This window comes from Methylobacterium symbioticum, from assembly GCF_902141845.1.
Lineage (GTDB): Bacteria > Pseudomonadota > Alphaproteobacteria > Rhizobiales > Beijerinckiaceae > Methylobacterium > Methylobacterium symbioticum.
In genome coordinates this window covers 1-18,481 of record NZ_CABFPH010000005.1, presented here as the reverse complement: position 1 = coordinate 18,481, position 18,481 = coordinate 1, and the positions used below count along the sequence as shown (strand labels likewise).

General features: G+C 70.0%; 16 protein-coding genes and 1 pseudogene. 4 read left to right on the top strand and 13 right to left on the bottom strand.

From position 1 onward, the window contains the following. The first annotated feature begins 77 nt into the window (after positions 1-77). Positions 78-953, top strand: coding sequence for a polysaccharide deacetylase family protein (locus MET9862_RS03160; RefSeq protein WP_142581662.1), 876 nt, complete (start codon positions 78-80; stop codon positions 951-953). Positions 954-963: 10 nt separating this feature from the next. On the opposite strand, the gene MET9862_RS03155 is transcribed toward MET9862_RS03160, so the two are convergent. The 3 genes from MET9862_RS03155 to MET9862_RS03145 are packed head-to-tail and all read right to left on the bottom strand — an operon-like array spanning position 964 to position 4,180. Continuing rightward, complete coding sequence (locus tag MET9862_RS03155; RefSeq protein ID WP_142581661.1) at positions 964-2,442, bottom strand: flavin-containing monooxygenase; 1,479 nt, start codon at positions 2,440-2,442, stop codon at positions 964-966. Continuing rightward, the gene (locus MET9862_RS03150; protein ID WP_142581660.1) at positions 2,439-3,326 is read right to left on the bottom strand and encodes an alpha/beta hydrolase; all 888 of its coding nucleotides are present in this window, start codon (positions 3,324-3,326) and stop codon (positions 2,439-2,441) included. The genes MET9862_RS03155 and MET9862_RS03150 overlap by 4 nt, the downstream gene beginning before the upstream one ends. Positions 3,327-3,328: 2 nt before the next feature. Next, on the bottom strand, positions 3,329-4,180 hold the full coding sequence (locus MET9862_RS03145) for an SDR family NAD(P)-dependent oxidoreductase (protein WP_142581659.1): 852 nt from the start codon (positions 4,178-4,180) through the stop codon (positions 3,329-3,331). Between the two features lie 360 nt (positions 4,181-4,540). Here MET9862_RS03145 and MET9862_RS03140 point away from each other — a divergent pair, with 360 nt between their 5' ends. Then, the gene (locus MET9862_RS03140; protein WP_142581658.1) at positions 4,541-5,791 is read left to right on the top strand and encodes a NupC/NupG family nucleoside CNT transporter; all 1,251 of its coding nucleotides are present in this window, start codon (positions 4,541-4,543) and stop codon (positions 5,789-5,791) included. A gap of 7 nt (positions 5,792-5,798) precedes the next feature. Here the strand turns inward: MET9862_RS03140 and glmM are convergent, their stop codons facing one another. From glmM to pal, 5 genes are all read right to left on the bottom strand, one after another. Further along, positions 5,799-7,139: a phosphoglucosamine mutase gene (gene glmM, locus MET9862_RS03135; protein ID WP_142581657.1), complete on the bottom strand. Its 1,341-nt coding sequence runs from the start codon at positions 7,137-7,139 to the stop codon at positions 5,799-5,801. A gap of 190 nt (positions 7,140-7,329) precedes the next feature. Then, positions 7,330-9,252, bottom strand: coding sequence for an ATP-dependent zinc metalloprotease FtsH (gene ftsH / locus MET9862_RS03130; protein ID WP_142581656.1), 1,923 nt, complete (start codon positions 9,250-9,252; stop codon positions 7,330-7,332). An 81-nt stretch (positions 9,253-9,333) separates the two neighbouring features. Continuing rightward, complete coding sequence (gene tilS, locus MET9862_RS03125; RefSeq protein ID WP_142581655.1) at positions 9,334-10,341, bottom strand: tRNA lysidine(34) synthetase TilS; 1,008 nt, start codon at positions 10,339-10,341, stop codon at positions 9,334-9,336. After that, positions 10,338-11,306, bottom strand: coding sequence for a tol-pal system protein YbgF (ybgF, locus tag MET9862_RS03120; protein ID WP_142581654.1), 969 nt, complete (start codon positions 11,304-11,306; stop codon positions 10,338-10,340). The genes tilS and ybgF overlap by 4 nt, the downstream gene beginning before the upstream one ends. 170 nt (positions 11,307-11,476) lie before the next feature. Beyond that, a complete protein-coding gene (pal, locus tag MET9862_RS03115; RefSeq protein WP_142581653.1) occupies positions 11,477-11,986 on the bottom strand; it encodes a peptidoglycan-associated lipoprotein Pal in 510 nt (169 codons plus the stop codon). A gap of 409 nt (positions 11,987-12,395) precedes the next feature. Here pal and MET9862_RS03110 point away from each other — a divergent pair, with 409 nt between their 5' ends. After that, on the top strand, positions 12,396-12,791 hold the full coding sequence (locus tag MET9862_RS03110) for a response regulator (RefSeq protein WP_142581652.1): 396 nt from the start codon (positions 12,396-12,398) through the stop codon (positions 12,789-12,791). A 9-nt stretch (positions 12,792-12,800) separates the two neighbouring features. Here MET9862_RS03110 and MET9862_RS03105 read toward each other — a convergent pair whose 3' ends face one another. After that, positions 12,801-13,829, bottom strand: coding sequence for a WcbI family polysaccharide biosynthesis putative acetyltransferase (locus tag MET9862_RS03105; protein WP_142581651.1), 1,029 nt, complete (start codon positions 13,827-13,829; stop codon positions 12,801-12,803). Between the two features lie 79 nt (positions 13,830-13,908). Here MET9862_RS03105 and MET9862_RS03100 point away from each other — a divergent pair, with 79 nt between their 5' ends. Next, the gene (locus MET9862_RS03100) at positions 13,909-14,976 is read left to right on the top strand and encodes a GSCFA domain-containing protein (RefSeq protein WP_142581650.1); all 1,068 of its coding nucleotides are present in this window, start codon (positions 13,909-13,911) and stop codon (positions 14,974-14,976) included. Between the two features lie 46 nt (positions 14,977-15,022). On the opposite strand, the gene MET9862_RS03095 is transcribed toward MET9862_RS03100, so the two are convergent. The 4 genes and pseudogenes from MET9862_RS03095 to MET9862_RS29795 form a co-directional block, all read right to left on the bottom strand. After that, on the bottom strand, positions 15,023-16,555 hold the full coding sequence (locus MET9862_RS03095) for an acyl-CoA carboxylase subunit beta (RefSeq protein ID WP_142581649.1): 1,533 nt from the start codon (positions 16,553-16,555) through the stop codon (positions 15,023-15,025). 137 nt (positions 16,556-16,692) lie between these two features. Continuing rightward, on the bottom strand, positions 16,693-17,481 hold the full coding sequence (locus tag MET9862_RS03090) for an ATP12 family chaperone protein (protein WP_142581745.1): 789 nt from the start codon (positions 17,479-17,481) through the stop codon (positions 16,693-16,695). A 70-nt stretch (positions 17,482-17,551) separates the two neighbouring features. After that, complete coding sequence (locus MET9862_RS03085) at positions 17,552-18,205, bottom strand: HAD-IA family hydrolase (protein WP_142581648.1); 654 nt, start codon at positions 18,203-18,205, stop codon at positions 17,552-17,554. 22 nt (positions 18,206-18,227) lie between these two features. After that, positions 18,228-18,481: pseudogene (locus tag MET9862_RS29795) on the bottom strand (hypothetical protein); the annotation flags it as partial.

Sequence of the window (18,481 nt, the reverse complement as noted above, 5' to 3'; positions counted from 1 at the left end):
GGACGGCCGCGGATCCTGCCGGGACAAGAGGCTCGAAGCGGCCTATCCCGTTGCGGCCTGACGGAGTTCGAGACCCGATGACCGACCACGGACGCTACCCCTTCAGCCCCCTGCCCGGACGCCCGATCTATGATTGGCCGGGCGCCAAGCGCCTCGCGGTCTACGTCGCGCTGAACCTCGAGACCTTCGATTTCGGTTCGGGGCTCGGCGCGGAGCTGGCGCCGGGTGGCCCGCAGCCGGACGTGCTGAACTACGCCTGGCGCGATTGGGGCAACCGGGTCGGCGCCTGGCGCATCCGCGACATGCTCGATGCCTTGCAGATGCCGGCGAGCATTCTGGTCAACAGCCGGATCTACCGGGACTGTCCGGGCCTGATCGAGGCGTTCCGCGCCCGCGGCGACGAGATCGTCGGACATGGGCGCACCAATTCCGAGCGCCAGGGCATCCTCGACGAGGCAGAGGAACGAGCCTTGATCGCCGAGGCGACCGGGATCCTGACCCGCGAGGAGGGCAAAGCGCCGGCCGGCTGGCTCGGGCCCTGGATCTCGCAATCCCGTGTCACGCCCGATCTCCTGGCCGAGGCGGGCTACCGCTATCTCCTCGACTGGTGCCATGACGACCAGCCGATCTGGTTCGCCACCCGCAACGGCGGACGCATCCTGGCCGTGCCCTACCCGCAGGAGCTCAACGACATCCCGGCCATCGTCGCTCGCAAGGATACCGGGCGCCAATTCGCGGAGGCGATCGTCGACGCCTTCGACGAGATGCTGGAGCAGTCGAAATCCGCGCCTCTGGTGATGGGCATCGCCCTTCACCCCTACATCGTTGGCCAGCCGCAGCGCCTGCGTCCCCTCCGGCAGGCGCTCGCCCACATCGCCCGGCACCGGGACGGCATCTGGATCACCACGGCCGGCGCCATCGCCGAGCACGCGGCCGCGCAGGCGCCGGCGTGACCGGCCCCACTCAGCGCAGGCTGTAATCTTTCGGCCGCGCGCGGCGGGCGCTGCGCAGATAGGCGAGCACCGAATCCGGCCAGTTCACGCTGTTGCGCCCGTTCGCGTCGCGATACCAGCTCATGCAGCCGCCCCGCTGCCAGATGCTGCTATCGAGCCGCGCCTGCAGCCTGTCGAGGAACCGCGCCTGCGCCTCGGGACGGACCTCGATGGCCCGCGCGCCCACCTTAGTCAGGGCCGCGAGGCAGTCGAGCACATGCTGCACCTGAGCCTCGAGCATGAGCAGCATCGAGTTGTGCCCCAGTGCGGTGTTCGGTCCGAGCAGCAGGAAGAAGTTCGGGAAGCCAGCGACGCTGATGCCCTGATGCGCGCCCGCTCCGTCCGCCCAGGCCGCCGCCAGGCTGAGGCCGTCGCGCCCGACGATGGAGGCGCGCGGCAGGCTCGCCGCCACGTCGAAGCCGGTCGCGAAAATCAGCACGTCGAGAACGTGCTCCGTCCCGTCTTCCATCGCCACGCCGGACGGCGTGATCGCGCGGATCGAGCCAGTCTCCACCGTGACGTTCGCCCGCTGGAGCGCCGGGTAGTAATCGTCGGAGATCAATACGCGCTTGCAGCCGAGACGGTAGGTCGGCCGCAGCTTGGCGCGCAGGGCCCGGTCCGGCACCGACCGGAACAGGTGATGGCGGGCGAGCTTCTCCGCCAGGCCGGTCAGGGTCGAGACGCGGGTGAAGCCGGCAAGCGCCCGCACCTCGTTCCGCCAGAACAGGCGTGCCCGCTCCAGGCGGCGGGTGAGAGGCAGGCGCCGGAAGAGCGCCTGCCGCCAAGCCGCGACCGGCCGGTCGCCGCGCGGCACGATCCAGGGCGGGCTGCGCTGGAACAGGGTGAGTTGCCCGGCCAGCGGCGCGATCTGCGGAACGAACTGGATCGCGCTCGCGCCCGTGCCGATGACACCGATGCGCTTGGCCTGCAGATCGCAGCCATGGTCCCAGGTCGCCGAGTGGAACTGCGCGCCGGCGAAGCTCTCGCGGCCCGGGATCGGCGGGACGGCCGGATGGTGCAAGATGCCCATTCCCGAGGCAATGGCGCGGGCCTCGAGCGGTCCGCGGCTGGTCTCGACCCGCCACAACCCTGCGGCCTCATCCCAGGTGGCGCCGCGGAAGGCCGTCGAGAGACGCAGGAGCGGACCGAGCCTCTCCTGCGCGACCACATCGCGCATATAGGCCGCGATCTCCGGCTGGCGGGCGTAGGCGCGCGTCCAGTCGGCCTTGGGAGCGAAGGAGAGCGAGTAGAGATGAGAGGGGACGTCGCAGGCCGCGCCCGGATAAGTGTTCTCGCGCCAGGTGCCGCCGACCGCCTCGGCCTTCTCGATCACGAGGAGCGGGCCGACCCCGGCCGCGCGGGCGCGGATCGCCATGGCGATTCCCGAGAAACCCGCCCCGACGACGAGGAGGCCGAGCACCTCCCGCGGCAGGGTCGGCTCGCCGTTCATGCCCGGCCCGCGCCGGCGTGCCGCCTCATGAAGGCGGCGGCGGTGTCGAGGGAGCGGCGCGCCTCCGGCAGGCGGTGATCGGCGAATTGCCAGACGTGGTTGACCACCGGAAAGACCTCGGCGGTGGCGTCGACGCCGTGGGCCCGCGCCTTCTCCGCCATCCGGACGGAATCGTCGCGCAGGATCTCGCGCTCGCCGACATGAAACAGCAGCGGCGGCAGACCTGTCGGGTCCGCATAGATCGGCGAGGCCTCCGGATCGCGCGGGTCGTGCCCGGCGAGGTACATCGGCCCGAGATTGGCGAGCGATTGGGGGTTGAACATCGCGTCCCGCAGCGCGTTCGAGACCCGCGATCCGGTGGTGGCGGCGAGGTCCGTGACCGGCGAGAACAAGGCGGCGGCGCGCGGCATCGGCAGGCCTCGGTCGCGGGCGGCGAGCATCACGGCGAGCGCGAGGTTGCCGCCAGCTGAATCGCCCGCGATGCAGGCCGGACCGCCCTCCGCGAAGGCGCACCACGCCGCCAGAGCGTCGTCGCGGCCGGCGGGAAACGGGTTCTCGGGAGCAAGCCGGTAATCCGGCGCGAACACGGTGAAGCCGCGCGCGGCCAAGCCGCCCGTCACCGGACGATGGGTCTTCGGCGAGCAGGCGACGAAGCCTCCGCCATGGATGTAGAACAGGCGGAGGCTGTCCCCGGACCGGGGCCGCACCCACTCGCCCGCCACGCCGCCGAGGCTTCCGGACTCGTAGGTGGCGGCTGGTGGATCCGGGAAGGTGGCGCCGTCGAAGATCCGCCGCACCTGCGCGATGTCGTCCATCGCGCCGAGCCGCGCACGGACGTTCCGTCTGACCATCCAGGCTCCGATATAAGCGCGCAGGCTTGCCATGTTCAGTTCGCCGCTCGCGAAAGGCGCTGGATCAGCCGCCAGTAATCGACCGGCAGCAAGCGCTGGATCAGCGAGGCGTAGCGCGCATCCTTGCCGATCACCACCCGCGCTTCCCGCTGCTCCACGGCGTCGAGGACCTTGCGCGCCGTGAAATCCGGCGAGAGCTTCAGGAAGGACTGGAAATCGGCCCGCGCTTTCTCGAAGGCGAGGCGCGTCGCCTCCACCGTGGCGGCGTCACCCTCGGGCCGCGGGCCGCGCGCACTGCGCGCGATCGGCGTGTCGACGCCGCCCGGATGGACCACCGTCACGCCGAGGCCGGTTCCAGCATATTCGTGGCGCAGGGCTTCCGAGAAGCCGCGAACTGCGAACTTGCTCGCGGCATAGGCTGCCTGTCCCGGCGGCGCGATCAGCCCGAACAGGCTCGACATATTGACGATCTGGGCCAGGGGCTCCCGCGCCAGCATCGGCAGGAAGGCGTGCGTGACCCGCATCACGGCGCGCAGATTGATGTCGAGAAGCCAGTCCACGTCGTCGGGATGGACGTCGGCGAAGCGGCCGCCCAGCGCCACGCCGGCATTGTTGACCAGCAGGTTGAGCCGGCCAAATTCCGCCTCGACCGCCCGTGGGAGCGCACGGATCGCCTCGGCATCCGTAAGGTCGGCCACATGCTTCGAGACCGCGACGCCGTGTGGCTCGACGATCCCCTCCACCGCGTCGAGGCCGGCCGCGTCCCGATCGACCATCGCGACGGCGCAGCCGCGCGCCGTGAGCGCGATGACGAGCGCGGCGCCGATGCCGCTGGCCGCGCCGGTGACAAGCGCCACGGACCCGCGAAACCGAAAGTTCTGAGCCAAGGCCAACCCCCAGCGCCGTTCCCGAGCCACCTGCGGCGCCGGCGCGACAGCGACGCCGGGCACAATTGTCTAGAGCATCGTCGACGATCTCGGGATCACGGACGGTGCTCTGTCCGATCGCGTCTCCCGCCTTGTCTCTCGCGGAACCGGGAACCGGTTTCGCAAAAATACTCGAGAGCCGATCGATACCCTGCGCGCCTCTCCGCCGAACCGGCGGCGAGCGCTCCGAGGCCATTACCCCATCCCGGTGCCGACCGGTGTGCCCCCGGAGTCGCAGTCAGAGCCTCGCACGGCGCCCCCGACGCGGACTGGCCCGAAGCTTCCATCGGACCTCGAACCCCGACACGCCCGCGCGAGACCATGATCGACCGTCTGATCCACGCTCTCCTCAGCATCACGCTCCTCCTGGCGGTTGCGGTGCTGTTCTCCACGAACCGGCGGGCGATCCGCCCACGTGTGGTGCTCTCGGCGCTCGCGCTGCAGGTGGGACTCGGTGCCCTCGTGCTGTTCTGGGATCCGGGACGCGAAGGCCTGAGGGTGGCCGCCGATGCGGTGCAGACGGTCCTCGCCTACGGCGACCGCGGCACCGCCTTCCTGTTCGGCGGCCTCGTCGAGCCGAAGATGTTCGAGCTGTTCGGCGGCTCGGGTTTCATCCTGGCCCTCCGGGTGCTGCCGCAGATCCTCTACGTTTCGGCCCTGATCGGCGTGCTCTACCATCTCGGCGTCATGCAGGCCTTCGCGCGGGCCCTCGGCGCCGCCCTGCGCCGGCTGCTCGGCACATCGCCGATTGAATCCTTCTCGGCGGTGATCACCATCGCCATCGGGCAGAGCGAGATCGCGGTGGCCCTGCGCCCGTTCCTGCCGCTGCTGACCGGGTCCGAGCTCTTTGCCGTGATGACGAGTGGGGCGGCCTCCACCGCGGGCTCGATCCTGGCCGGCTACGCGGCCCTCGGCGTGCCGATGACCTACCTCCTCGCAGCCTCGGTGATGGCCATCCCCGGCGGGCTCCTCTACGCGAAGATCCTGATGCCCTCGACGGAGCCGACGCGCATTCTGACGACGCGCGTGACCTTCGGCGAGACCCGGGCGGCGAACCTCATCGAGGCCGCGGCCGACGGCACGCAGAAGGGCCTCGCGGTGGCCGTCGCGGTGGGTGCGATGCTGATCGCCTTCGTCGGCCTGATCGCCCTCGCCAACGGCCTTCTCGGCGGCCTCGGAGCCCTTCTTGGCTTCCCGCAGGTCTCGATCGAGGGCCTTCTCGGGCCGGCGCTGAGCCCGATCGCGTGGCTCCTCGGCGTACCCTGGGAGCAGGCGGCCCTGGTTGGCGGCGCGATCGGCCAGAAGATCGCCTTCAACGAGTTCCTGGCCTACGCCAACCTGTCACCGACCCTGAAAGCCGGCAGCCTCGACCCGCGCAGCACGGCCATCGTCTGCTTCGCACTCTGCGGCTTCGCGAACTTCGCCTCGATCGCGATCCAGCTCGCGAGCTTTTCGAGCCTCGTGCCGGAGCGGCGGGCGGAGGTCGCCCGCTACGGCCTGCGCGCGATCCTGGCCGGCACGCTCTCGAACCTCACGAGCGCGGCCATCGCCGGCCTGTTCATCGGCGCCTGAGCGGTCGTCAGGCCGCGGCGCGCGTCACCGCGTCGACGACCTCGTCCACCACCTCGGTGACGAGTCCGCGATCGTCACCCTCGGCCATCACGCGGATGACCGGCTCGGTGCCGGAGGGCCGGATCACGAGGCGGCCGGACTGGCCGAGCCGCTCGCGGGCCTGCTCGATGGCCGTCACCACACTGTCGTGGCGCAGCGGCTCGCCGGAGCGGTAGCGGACGTTCTTGAGGATCTGGGGCAGCGGCTCGAAGCAGTGGCAGACCTCGCTCACCGGCCGGTTCTGCCGCTGCACCACGCTGAGAAGCTGGAGCGCCGCCACCAACCCGTCGCCCGTGGTGGTGTAGTCCGACATGATGATGTGACCGGACTGCTCGCCGCCGAGATTGTAGCCGTGCTCGCGCATATGTTCGAGCACGTAGCGGTCGCCGACCGCGGTACGGGCGAGTCCGAGGCCGATCCCGCCGAGGAAGCGCTCCAGGCCGAGATTCGACATGATGGTGGCGACGATGCCGGGCTGGGCGAGGCGCTCGTCCTCCTTCCAAGACCGGGCGACCACCGCCATGAGCTGGTCGCCGTCGACCACATGGCCCTTCTCGTCCACGATCAGCACGCGGTCGGCATCGCCGTCGAGGGCGATGCCGATATCGGCGCGGCGCTCGCGCACCTTGGCGACCAGGGCGGCCGGCGCCGTCGAGCCGACATCGCGGTTGATGTTGAAGCCGTCAGGCTCCGTGCCGATGGCGATGACCTCGGCGCCGAGCTCCCACAGCGTCTCCGGAGCGACGCGGTAGGCGGCGCCGTTGGCGCAATCGACCACCACGCGCAGCCCGTCGAGGGTGACCGAACGGCCGAGCGTGCGCTTGGCGAACTCCACGTAGCGGGCATGCACGCTCTCGATGCGCTTGGCCCGGCCGAGATCCTGCGAGCCGGAGAGCCGCTTGTGCAGCTCGCCATCGATCAATGCCTCGATCTCGCGCTCGATCGTGTCGTTGAGCTTGAACCCGTCGGGACCGAACAGCTTGATGCCGTTATCCTCGTAGGGATTGTGCGAGGCGGAGATCATCACGCCGAGATCGGCGCGCATGGAGCGCGTCAGCATGGCCACCGCCGGCGTCGGCACCGGACCGAGCAGCAGCACGTCCATGCCGACCGAGGTGAAGCCGGCGACCAGAGCCGTCTCGATCATGTAGCCCGAGAGCCGGGTATCTTTGCCGATGACGACGCGGTGGCGATGCTCGCCGCGCTGAAAAACGAGGCCCGCCGCCTGGCCGACCTTGAGCGCCAGCTCCGGCGTGATGACGCCGTTCGCCCGGCCGCGGATGCCGTCGGTGCCGAAGTACTTTCTCACTGCCGTCGATCCCGGTTCTCTCGAGGCCCTTATACCGTAGCTGTCTGCCGGGCTGGTATCGAAGCGTGGCGAATCGATGGTACCGGCTTCAGATAGGCTTAACCTGTCAGGGGCGCGTGCTTCTGACGGAGCGCAAAAACGCGAAACGGCGGGGCATGCCCCGCCGTCGCGTCGCTGTCTGTCGTACGGCTCAGGCCTGCGGCTGCGGCTCCAGTCCGCCGTCATTCTCCTTCGGCCGGCCGCGGCCGGCGGTCGGGACGGAGGAGCCGCGGGCCGGGGTCGGCGGCACGTCGCCGCCGTCGCGGACCGGGGGCTGACCCTTGATGAGGTTGCGGATCTCCTCGCCGGTCAGGGTCTCGTATTCGAGGAGCCCCTGCGCCAGCGCCTCCAGGTCGTCCTTGTGCAGGCCGAGGATGCGGCGCGCCTCTTCCAGGCCGGCCTCGACGAGGCGGCGGACCTCGGCGTCGATCTTCTGGGCGGTCGCCTCCGAGACCGATTGCTGCCGGCCCATCGACATGCCGAGGAAGACCTCGTCGTTGTTGTCGCCGTAGGCCACGGTGCCGAGCTCCGGCGAGAAGCCCCAGCGGGTGACCATCATCTTGGCGAGCCGCGTCGCCTGCTCGATGTCCGACTGCGCGCCCGAGGTGACCTTCTCGGGGCCGAAGATCATCTCCTCGGCGATACGGCCGCCCATCATGATGGCGAGCCGCGAGGTCATCTGCTCGTAGCTCATCGAGAGCTTGTCACGCTCCGGCAGCTGCATGACCATGCCGAGCGCCCGGCCGCGCGGGATGATCGTCGCCTTGTGGACGGGATCGGTCGCCGGCACGTTGAGGGCGACGATGGCGTGGCCGCCTTCGTGGTAGGCGGTGAGCCGCTTCTCGTCCTCGGTCATCACCAGGGTGCGCCGCTCGGCGCCCATCATGACCTTGTCCTTGGCGTCCTCGAACTCGTGCATCGTGACGATGCGCTTGCCGCGACGGGCCGCCAGCAGAGCCGATTCGTTGACGAGGTTCATCAGGTCCGCGCCCGAGAAGCCGGGCGTGCCGCGGGCGATGGTCTTCAGGTCGACATCGGGAGCGAGCGGCACCTTGCGCACATGGACGCGCAGGATGCGCTCGCGGCCGGTCACGTCCGGGTTCGGCACCATGATCTGGCGGTCGAAGCGGCCGGGACGCAGAAGCGCCGGGTCGAGCACGTCGGGCCGGTTGGTGGCGGCGATGATGATGACGCCTTCGTTCGCCTCGAAGCCGTCCATCTCCACGAGGAGCTGGTTGAGGGTCTGCTCGCGCTCGTCATTGCCACCGCCGAGGCCGGCGCCACGGTGACGGCCGACGGCGTCGATCTCATCGATGAAGATGATGCAGGGCGCGTTCTTCTTGGCCTGCTCGAACATGTCGCGGACGCGGCTTGCGCCGACGCCGACGAACATCTCGACGAAGTCCGAACCGGAGATCGTGAAGAACGGCACGTTCGCCTCACCCGCGACGGCGCGGGCGATCAGGGTCTTGCCGGTGCCGGGCGGGCCGACGAGGAGTACGCCGCGCGGGATGCGGCCGCCGAGTCGCTGGAACTTCTGCGGGTCGCGCAGGAACTCGACGATCTCCTGCAGGTCCTCCTTGGCCTCCTCGACGCCGGCGACGTCCTCGAAGCTGACGCGGCCATGAGCCTCGTTCAGGAGCTTGGCCTTCGACTTGCCGAAGCCCATGGCACGGCCCGCGCCGGACTGCATCTGTCGCGACAGGAAAATCCAGGCACCGATGAAGACGAGAATCGGGAGCCAGCTCACAAGAAGCTGGATGAACCACGGCGTGTTGTCGGACGGCGGACGCGCGGTGATCTGGACGCCCTTGCCCTGGAGCTTGGAGACCAGGCTCGGGTCGTTCGGCGCGTAGCTGGTGAAGTTGCCGCCGCCCACATAGGTGCCGCTGACGTCCTGCCCGGAGATCACCACCGACTGGATCTTGCCGGCATCGGCATCATTCAGAAGCTGGCTGTAGGCGATCTCGCTGCCGCCGCCGCGATGACCCGGATTCTGGAACAGGGTCACGAGGGCGAGCACGAGCAGGAAGATGACGACCCACAAGGCAAAATTGCGAAAATTCGGGTTCATCTACCGATCCTTGAGGCGTGCCGCCCCCCTCGGCCGGCTCCGCCGGTCGATCCTGCACGCCCGCCCAATGTAGGCAGTGGCCTATCCCTTGCCAAGTAACTCGGTCGGCCCTGCGGCGCGGCGCGGGGGCGCCGGAGCGAGGCGGATCGTGCCGTCGCCTCCGACGGCGACCAGAAAGCCGCGGAAGGTGCGTCTCAGGGGCATCCCGGCGGCAAGCGCTGGCCGGATCTCGCCGAGGAGCCGCTCCAGCCGCTCCAGCCGCCCCTCCGCGGCGCCGGCCCGCGCGAGCGCGAGGTCGAGCACCCGCAGGGCAATCGCCTCGGGGAGATGGGCCAGGGCTCGGCCGTCGAGGCAACGCGATTCTTTCGATGCGAGACGCGCGAGAGCATCCTCCGCAATCACACGCAGAGCGTCGTCGTCCCGGGCCGCACGCTCGGCGAACCGGGCGAGACGCGCGGCCGTGAGCCCCTCCCGTTCGAGGAGCGGGCGCAACTGGCGGAGCCGGGTGCGGGCGAAGCGCTCGTCGGCGTTCGACGGATCGCGCTGGTAAGCGATGGCCTTCGCCTCGCACCACGCGACCAGGTCGGCCTTGGCGAAGGCGAGGAGCGGCCGGGCGAGGACGAGGCCGGGGGTCAGGCTGCGTTCGCGTCGCATCCCGGCGAGCCCCGCCGGGCCGCTGCCGCGGGCAAGCCGCATCAGCACCGTCTCGGCCTGATCATCCAGGGTATGCCCGGTCAGGAGAAAGGCCGCGCCCGTCTGCGCGGCATGGGCGGCCAGAAGACGGTAGCGCGCGGCACGCGCCGCCGCCTGGAGCCCGGCGCGCGGATAGGGGCCTGTCCAGACGAGGATCCGGTGGGAGAGGCCGAGGACGTTCGCCTGCCGCGCCACCGCCTCGGCCTCCGTCCGCGCCTCCGGGCGCAGGCCGTGATCGACGGTGGCGACGGTCAGCGATGCCGGGCCACGCGACGCGGCGGCGGCCAGCATCAACGCGGTCGAATCGGGGCCGCCCGACACGGCGAGCAGGCAACCGGCTCGCAGATAGGGGGCAAGCGCGGCGTTCAGGCGTTCGTCGAGGGAGTCGCCGCTCAAGCGGCGCAGCGGGCGCGCTTCTGCTCCCGCGCCACGCCCTGACGGACGTTCGAGCCGGCACTCGGGAACTTACGCTCGAGCTCGGCCAGAGTCGCGCAGGCCTGCTCGCGGGCGCCCAGCGCGTTGAGCGAGACGCCGAGCTTCAGCATGGCCTCGGGGGCCTGGGCCGAGCGGGCATAGTCGGTCGAGACCTTCAGGAACTGCTCTGCTGCCTCGCGGTTGCGGTTGCGCTGCAGGTAGCTCTCGCCCAGCCAGAAGGTGGCGGCGGGCACGCGCCCGTCGCGCGGATGGGACTGGATGAACTGGCGCAGATCCATCTCGGCCTGCTCGTAGCGGCGGGCCTGGATATGGCCCATCGCCGTCTCGAAGTCCGAGACGGCGTCGCCCGTGGCCGTGGCGGCGACACTGCCGCTCGGCCGGTCCGGCAGGGCGCCGGTGGTTCCGACGCGGGATGGCGGCCGCAGATCGACAGGCTCGTCGTAGCCGGGCGTGCCGGCCTCCGCGTCGTCGGACGGCTCGATCGCCCCGCGCGGCAGCGGCCGCGGCTGGGCGGACGGCGCCGCGGCGAGCGGCATGGAGGGCGTCGTGGAGCCGAACTGCTGCGGCGCTCCGGGTTGGCCGGGGCTCTGCTCCGGATCGAAGGCGTCGCCGCGCTTATGAGGTTTGGCCGCCGGGCTGCCCGAACCGGGATTGGCGCCATCGACCTTGCCGGGACTGGTGGGCGCCGGCTTGGCGCCACCGCCCTTGCCCTCCTGCAGGCGGTACTCGACGTCCTCCTGGAACTTGCGCAGCTGCTCCTTGAGCTGACGGTTCTCGTACTGGAGCGTCTCGATCTGGCCAGCCATCATCCGCGACTGGTTCTCCAGGCGATTGAGGCGCACCACGAATTCCGCCGCGTCCTGGGCGCCGGCGGGCAAGCAGGCCGTGAGGACGAGGCAAGTCGAGAGCAGGGTTGCGCGGAGCATGGCTGTCGGCACGTCGAAGCGGACGGGGCACTCTCTCGCGCCGGTCGGAAGCCGCTTCGGCGGAGAATGCCCCCGGGGTCGGCGGCGCTCCTGCGCCGCGGCGGCCCCGGGTAGCAGATGCGCGGCGCCGCGGCAAAAATGCGGCGCCGACGCAGGTCAGATGTCGCGTGTCAGGACCCGGCCCCCCGGTCGAGCACGGTGACGGCACGGCGGTTCTGCGACCAGCAGGAGATGTCGTTGCAGACCGCCACCGGACGCTCCTTGCCGTAGGAGACCGTGCGCATGCGGCCGGAGGCGATGCCGCGGGACGCGAGATAGTCGTTCACGGCCTGGGCACGGCGAGCGCCGAGAGAGAAATTGTACTCGCGGGTGCCGCGCTCGTCGGCATGGCCCTCGATGAGGAAGGTGTAGCGCGGGTAGCGCTGCAGCCAGGCGGCCTGCTTGTCGAGGGTGGCGGTCGCGGTCGGAGTCAGATCGGTCGAGTCCGACTCGAAGAAGACGCGATCACCGATGTTGACGACGAAGTCCTGGGCGCTGCCCGGCGTGCCGGCGCCGCCGACACCGCCCGCGAGGCCGGAGGCGTCCGCGAGATCCGAATCCTTCGAGCAGGCGGCAAGGCTCAGGGCTGCGCAGAGCGCGAGGCCAACCGAGACGGCGCGCAGACGCGGGGGATGGCTCATGGTTCTCAAGCTCCTTGAGGCGGATCGCGGGCCATCCGCCGGATGCGGGGGGGCGGCCGTTCCGATGCCGCTTCACTCTACGGCCGTCATAGGATGGCCGAGTTAAGCGAAGGTTCCGTCAACCTTGACAGGCGCTTTCGAGCAGGCTCCCGCACGCAGTGCCGTGCGCCCGCGCACCTCCTCCAAGGCGTCCGTGCCGGAGATCCGGCTGCCTGTTCTCGCGCGCGGAATACGGCGCGGCAGCGGCAGCCTGTTGCGGGACGATCATGTGGTGCCCGCGCGTTGCGGCAGTGCAACAGGAATTCGGCGAACCGGATCCGCATAGCGCGATCGGTTGCGTAAGAGCGAGTTAACGGGGCCTCAACCATCTTGGCGGCGATCTAGTCCGAACGGCACACCGGATCGGCCCATGCGTCCCGTACAGAACGTCCTCGTGGTCGAAGACAGCTACATCCTGCTCGACATTGTCGCGCAGCTCTGCGCCTCGCAAGGCGTCCGGGTCATCGAGGCGTCGAGCGGCGAGGCGGCCCTGACCGTCCTGCGCGGCCGAGGCCAGGAGATCGACTGGCTGTTCACCGACATCCATCTGCCGGGACTCATCGACGGCTGGACCGTGGCCGAGGCCTTCCGCGCCCTGCATCCGGATCGTCCGGTGGTCTACACCTCGTCGGGCACCGGCCGGAATTCGCGGGCCGTGCCGGGCAGCCTCTACCTGCGCAAGCCCTTCCAGATCCGCGAGGTCAACGCGCTGGTGCGCATGATGATCGAGGGCATCTCCGATACGGACCTGCGGGCGGCGAGCTGAGACCGCGCGTCACCGCGTCTTCGCTGCCAGGAAAACCTCGGTGATCCAGGGCGCCTCGACCCAGGTGTCGACGCGCGGACAAGCCAGCGCCTCCGGCTTCAGCGTGTCGTAGATCGCGAAGCTCTTCGCCAGGAAGCCGCGCAGATCGTACAGCTGCGGGAAGGCCTCGCCCTGGGGTTTGGTCTTGAACAGGTACGAACCAGTGAGCCCGAACAGGTCGGCGATCGCCGGGTAGACCGGCCAAACCACGTCGCGGACCAGTTCGTCGCCGAGATAATCCTCCATCTCGACAGGCTCCGGGTTGAAGCCGCTCTCCACCAGAAGACGTCGGGCGATATCGCCGATCACGAAGGCCTTCGGGTGGTTGACCACGTGCATGAAGGCGCCGCGGCGGCTCCAGCGGGCAACCTCACGCTCCAGGCCGAAATTCATCGAGGCCGCGTTCGCGATGAGTTCCCGCACCGCCGGATCCCAGTGGTCGAGATAGCCGAGACGCTGGAACACGTCCTCGCGGAACAGGCTCGCCGTCTGCGCCACGTCGAGGCCGAGGCGGTAGGCGCAGAGCGCGATGGCCGAATGGTACTGGCCGAGCGGCGACGGAGCGAGCTTCTGGTCGGCGAGGCTCTGCGTGCGCCCGGCATAGACCATGTCCGGGTGGAAGGCCGAGAACACGATCGTCGGGAACTGCTTCAGCCGGCCCTCGCGCGCGTGCAGGGTGCCGATGTCGCCGCCCGGCAGCAGGCCGCCGGGGAAGGCTTGTGAGAAGACGTGGTCGAATCCCGCGACGGTGCGGACAAGCCCCTCGATGTCGCCGTGGTCGCGCTTCAGCGTGCCCATCGAGAAGTAGGTGACGCGCGCGTCCGGCGCGAGGAGGCGCAAGGCCTGCGCCACGCCGCGGGCCTGGCAATTGCCGAGCACGGCCACGCTCGGGCCCGTGCGGGGCGCCTCGGCGGCCCGCGCCCGCCACGGTGTTGCCCAGGAAGGTGCCGACAAGGTGAACGCGCTGCGGGCGCGTCGGGGCAGGTCGTGCAGGGCCAAGGTGCGCGCCGGGTCTCGCGAAAGCCGGAGGGTCGGGGTATCGCGACCGTCCGGACGTGTCGAACTCTGAGGATCGGGAATGGGTGCAAATCCGTATACGGGTCTACCGGCCGAGCGATTCTGGCGCAAGGTCGTGACCAACGTGCCGCCCTTCGCCGTCAACCCGCATCCGAAGGAGACCTTCGCCATCGGCCGCGGCGACCGGGTCGCAACGGGCGGCTCCTGCTTCGCCCAGCGCGTCGCCGAGGCCCTGCGCGAGGCCGGCTTCAACTACTACCTGACCGAATCGGCACCGGGGAACATGAGCGCCGCCGAGGCGCATGAGCGCCAGTTCGGCACCTTCTCAGCCCGCTACGGCAACCTCTACTACACGCGCCAGTTCGTGCAGCTCTTCGACAGGGCCTATGGCCGCTACGAGCCCGAGCTGAAGGCCTGGCTGCGCGAGGACGGACGCTACGTCGATCCGTTCCGGCCGACCGTCGAACCCGCGGGCTTCGCCAGCGAGGCCGAGGTGGTGGCCGCCCGCGACGCGCACCTCGCCGCCGTGCGCCACCTCTTCGAGACGCTTGACGTGTTCGTGCTGACTCTGGGGCTGACCGAGGGCTGGCGCTGGCGCGGTGACGGGGCAGCCCTGCCGCTCGCCCCGGGCGTGGCCGGCGGCACCTTCGATCCGGACCTCTACGAGTGCGTGAACGCGGGCGCCGCGGAGGTGCTCGGCGACCTCAAGGGCTTCCTGGAGCGGCTCTGGAGCGTGAACTCGAAGGCCCGGGTGATCTTCACCGTCTCGCCGGTGCCGATGATCGCGACCTACATGGACCGGCACGTCATGGAGTCGAACAGCTACTCCAAGTCGGTGCTGCGCGTGGCCGCGGGCGAGGTCTGCGCATCGGGTGATCCGCGGGCCGTGTACTTCCCCGCCTACGACATCGTCACCAGCAACGTGAATGCGGGCCGCTACTACAACGAGGACCAGCGCACCATCAACGACGCGGGCGTGCGGCACGTGATGCGCCTGTTCCTCTCGACCTTCGCCAAGGACCGCGCGACGCCTGCTCCGGCCTCGGCGGCAGCGGACATCACGGCGGAGTACGAGGGCTCCGCCGGCGTGATCTGCGACGAGGAGCAGATCGAGCGCAGCGTGGCGTGAGGCTGCGTCCCCCTCCCCCGTCGCGGGGGAGGGAGATGGCGCCCGCTCAGAGCGGGATGTTGTCGTGCTTCTTCCAGGGCTGCTCCATCTCCTTGGTGCGCAGCATGCTGAGCGCCCGGGCGATGCGCTTGCGCGTGGAGTGGGGCATGATCACCTCATCGATATAGCCGCGCTCGGCCGCGACGAAGGGCGAGAGGAAGCGGTCCTCGTACTCCTTGGTGCGCTCGGCGATCTTGGCCTCGTCACCGATCTCCGCGCGGAAGATGATCTCGACCGCGCCCTTGGCGCCCATCACCGCGATCTGCGCGGTGGGCCAGGCGTAGTTCACGTCGGCGCCGACATGCTTCGAGGCCATCACGTCGTAGGCGCCGCCGAAAGCCTTCCGGGTGATCACCGTGACCAGCGGTACCGTCGCCTGACTGTAGGCGAAGAGCAGCTTGGCGCCGTGCTTGATCAGGCCACCGTATTCCTGCGCCGTACCCGGCAGGAAGCCCGGCACGTCCACGAAGGTGACGATCGGGATCGAGAAGGCGTCGCAGTAGCGCACGAAGCGGGCCGCCTTCCGCGAGGCATCCGAATCGAGCACGCCCGCCAGAACAAGGGGCTGGTTCGCCACGAATCCGACGGTGCGGCCCTCGATGCGGCCGAAGCCCGTGATGATGTTGCGGGCATAGGCGCCCTGGATCTCGAAGAAGTCGCCTTCATCGACCACGCGGCGGATCAGTTCGCCCATGTCGTAGGGCTTGTTCGGGTTGTCCGGGATCAGCGTGTCGAGGGCGGTGTCGAGGCGGAGCGGATCATCAAAGCTCTCGATCTGCGGCACGCCGTCGATGTTGTTGGCGGGCAGGAAGTCGAGCAGGCGGCGGATCTGCAGGATCGCCTCGACGTCGTTCTCGAAGGCACCGTCGGCGATCGAGGACTTGGTGGTGTGGATCTTGGCGCCGCCGAGCTCCTCGGCCGTAACGACCTCGTTCGTCACCGTCTTCACCACGTCCGGGCCGGTCACGAACATGTAGCTCGTGTCGCGCACCATGAAGATGAAGTCGGTCATCGCCGGCGAGTAGACGTCGCCGCCCGCGCAGGGGCCCATGATCACCGAGATCTGCGGGATGACGCCGGACGCCATGACGTTGCGGCGGAAGACCTCGCCGTAGCCGCCGAGCGCGGCCACGCCCTCTTGGATGCGCGCGCCGCCGGCATCGAAGATGCCGATGATCGGAGCGCGCATCTTCAGCGCCATGTCCTGCACCTTCACGATCTTGGCGGCATGCGTCTCGGAGAGCGAGCCGCCGAAGACCGTGAAGTCCTTCGAGAACAGGAACACCGTGCGGCCGTTCACCGTGCCCCAGCCGGTGATCACGCCGTCGCCGGGGATCTTCTGGTTCTCCATGCCGAAATCGGTGGAGCGGTGCTGCACGAACATGTCGAACTCTTCGAACGACCCGTGGTCGAGCAGGAGTTCGATGCGCTCGCGCGCCGTCAGCTTGCCGCGCTTGTGCTGGGCTTCCACCCGCTTCTCGCCGCCTCCGAGCCGCGCTTGTGAGCGCCGCTGCTCGAGCTTCTCGAGAATGTCCTTCATGGGGTGGGCCTCGGGGCTGGATTGGCGTTGGCGTCCCGGCCGGCAGCCGCTCTCTACGGCGAGCTTGACGGTCGAACTATGCGGGCCCCTTAGCACGAAGGTTTCGTCGGCGAAAACGGGCCTTCAGGCCAAGATCCTCAGGCGAGGGCCGCCACCGTGGCCGCCGCCTCGAATTCGGCCCGGCGCTTGGCGAGGCGCTCCTCGGCTTCCGCGTCGTGGCCCCAGGCCTCGGCCTGGTAGGTCTCGTCCACATGCGCCGCCGCCCAAGCCTCGGCGGGATCGAGGCGCCCGCGCAGGACGGCGAGCGCGAGGATCAGCGAGCCCGTGAGCGTCGTCATGGTGTGGAGCGCGGCGAGCCCGAACGGGCTCTCGACGGCCTCGATCGCCCGGCGCAGGGCCGCCACCGATTCCGCGGGCTGGGCCACGTGCATCACGCCCTCGCTGAGGATCGGCCGGACGCCGAGCGCCTCACGCGCCCAGTCGAGCACGGGGTCCCAGGCCGCGGCCTGGGCCGAGACGAGGCGATCGGGTCCCTCGGCCCGGTAGGCGAGCAGGTCGGTGCCGGCATAGGCCGCGAGATCCTCGACCACGGCCTCCCGGCGCGGCGCGACGCCATCGAGCGTCGTGTTGACGAGGCGGGTGACCGGCATCGTCGCGGGATCGATCTCCGCGCCTTGTGCTTCCCACTCGGCCGCCAGGATCGCCGCGAGATCGGCGCTCGGCACCTGGAGGGGACTGCGGGCCGGTGTGTTGGCCGGACGGCCGTCGAGAGTCAGCCGATAGCCGCCCTCCCCCGCCGCGAAGCCGGCCTCCTTGTAGAACCGCTTCGGCAGGGCCGGCTTGGTCTGGTTGCGCACCGCCTTCAGCGGGTCGAGGGGCGCCTCCGAGCCGTCACCGGTCCGGTCCTTCATGCTGTCGTCGCTCATGAGGGCCAGATAGGCCATCGTCCACCCTGGCGCGAGGGCCGCCGATCGTCTGTTCGCCGATGTTCGCACCTCAATCGGACTTGCCGAAAAGAGCACCGAGGCCGGCAGCGTCGTCCACCACCGTGACCGCACCTGCGGCGTAGAGGGCGCCGGCCTCGTGGTAGCCCCAGCCCACACCGACCGCTGCGGCACCGGCACTCACCGCCATCGCCATGTCGTAGGTGGTATCGCCCACCATCACCGTCGATTCGGGTCCGAGCCCCGCCTCGGCCATCGCCATCTGCAGCATGGCCGGATCGGGCTTCGAGGGCGCATCGTCGGCGGTCTGCGTGGTGACGAACCAGCCGTCCCAGCCGTGGGCGCGGATGAGGTGGTCCACGCCGCGGCGGGACTTGCCGGTGGCGATGCCGAGCTGCACGTCCGCGCGGGCATGGAGCCGCGCGATGAGCTCGGCCATGCCGGGAAAGAGCGGCTCCTCGTAGGTCGGATCGAGGCGCAAAGCCTGGAAGGCGCGCTTGTAGCTCTCGGCCAGTTCCATGATGGGCCCATCATCGCCCACGAGGCGGCGAAAGGCCTGCGGCAACGAGAGGCCGACGACGGAGAGCGCCTCGGTGCGGCCCGGCGCCGGGATGCCGTGCTCGGCGAAGGCCGTCCCCTGCGCCGCGACGATGAGGTGCTGGCTGTCGACGAGGGTGCCGTCGACGTCGAACACGACGAGCTTCACGGCTGGGCGCGGGCGGGCCGCCTCACGGCCGCGCTCCCTGTGCAGGCTGCTGGGTCGGCGCCGGAGGCGCCGCCTGCACCGCCGGGGGCTGACGTGGGCGCTCGTAACCGAGGCGGCAGCGGATCAGGAAGCGGCGCCGGCGCCCACCGCTGAGGCCGCGCTGGTGAGAGGCGCGGTTGCAGGCTGCGTAGGAGCGCCGGCGCCGCTCGGCGCGGGTCCCGGCTGGACCGGCGCGGCCGACCGAGGCGGAAGGCGCCGCCGGCGGCTGGGCCGCTG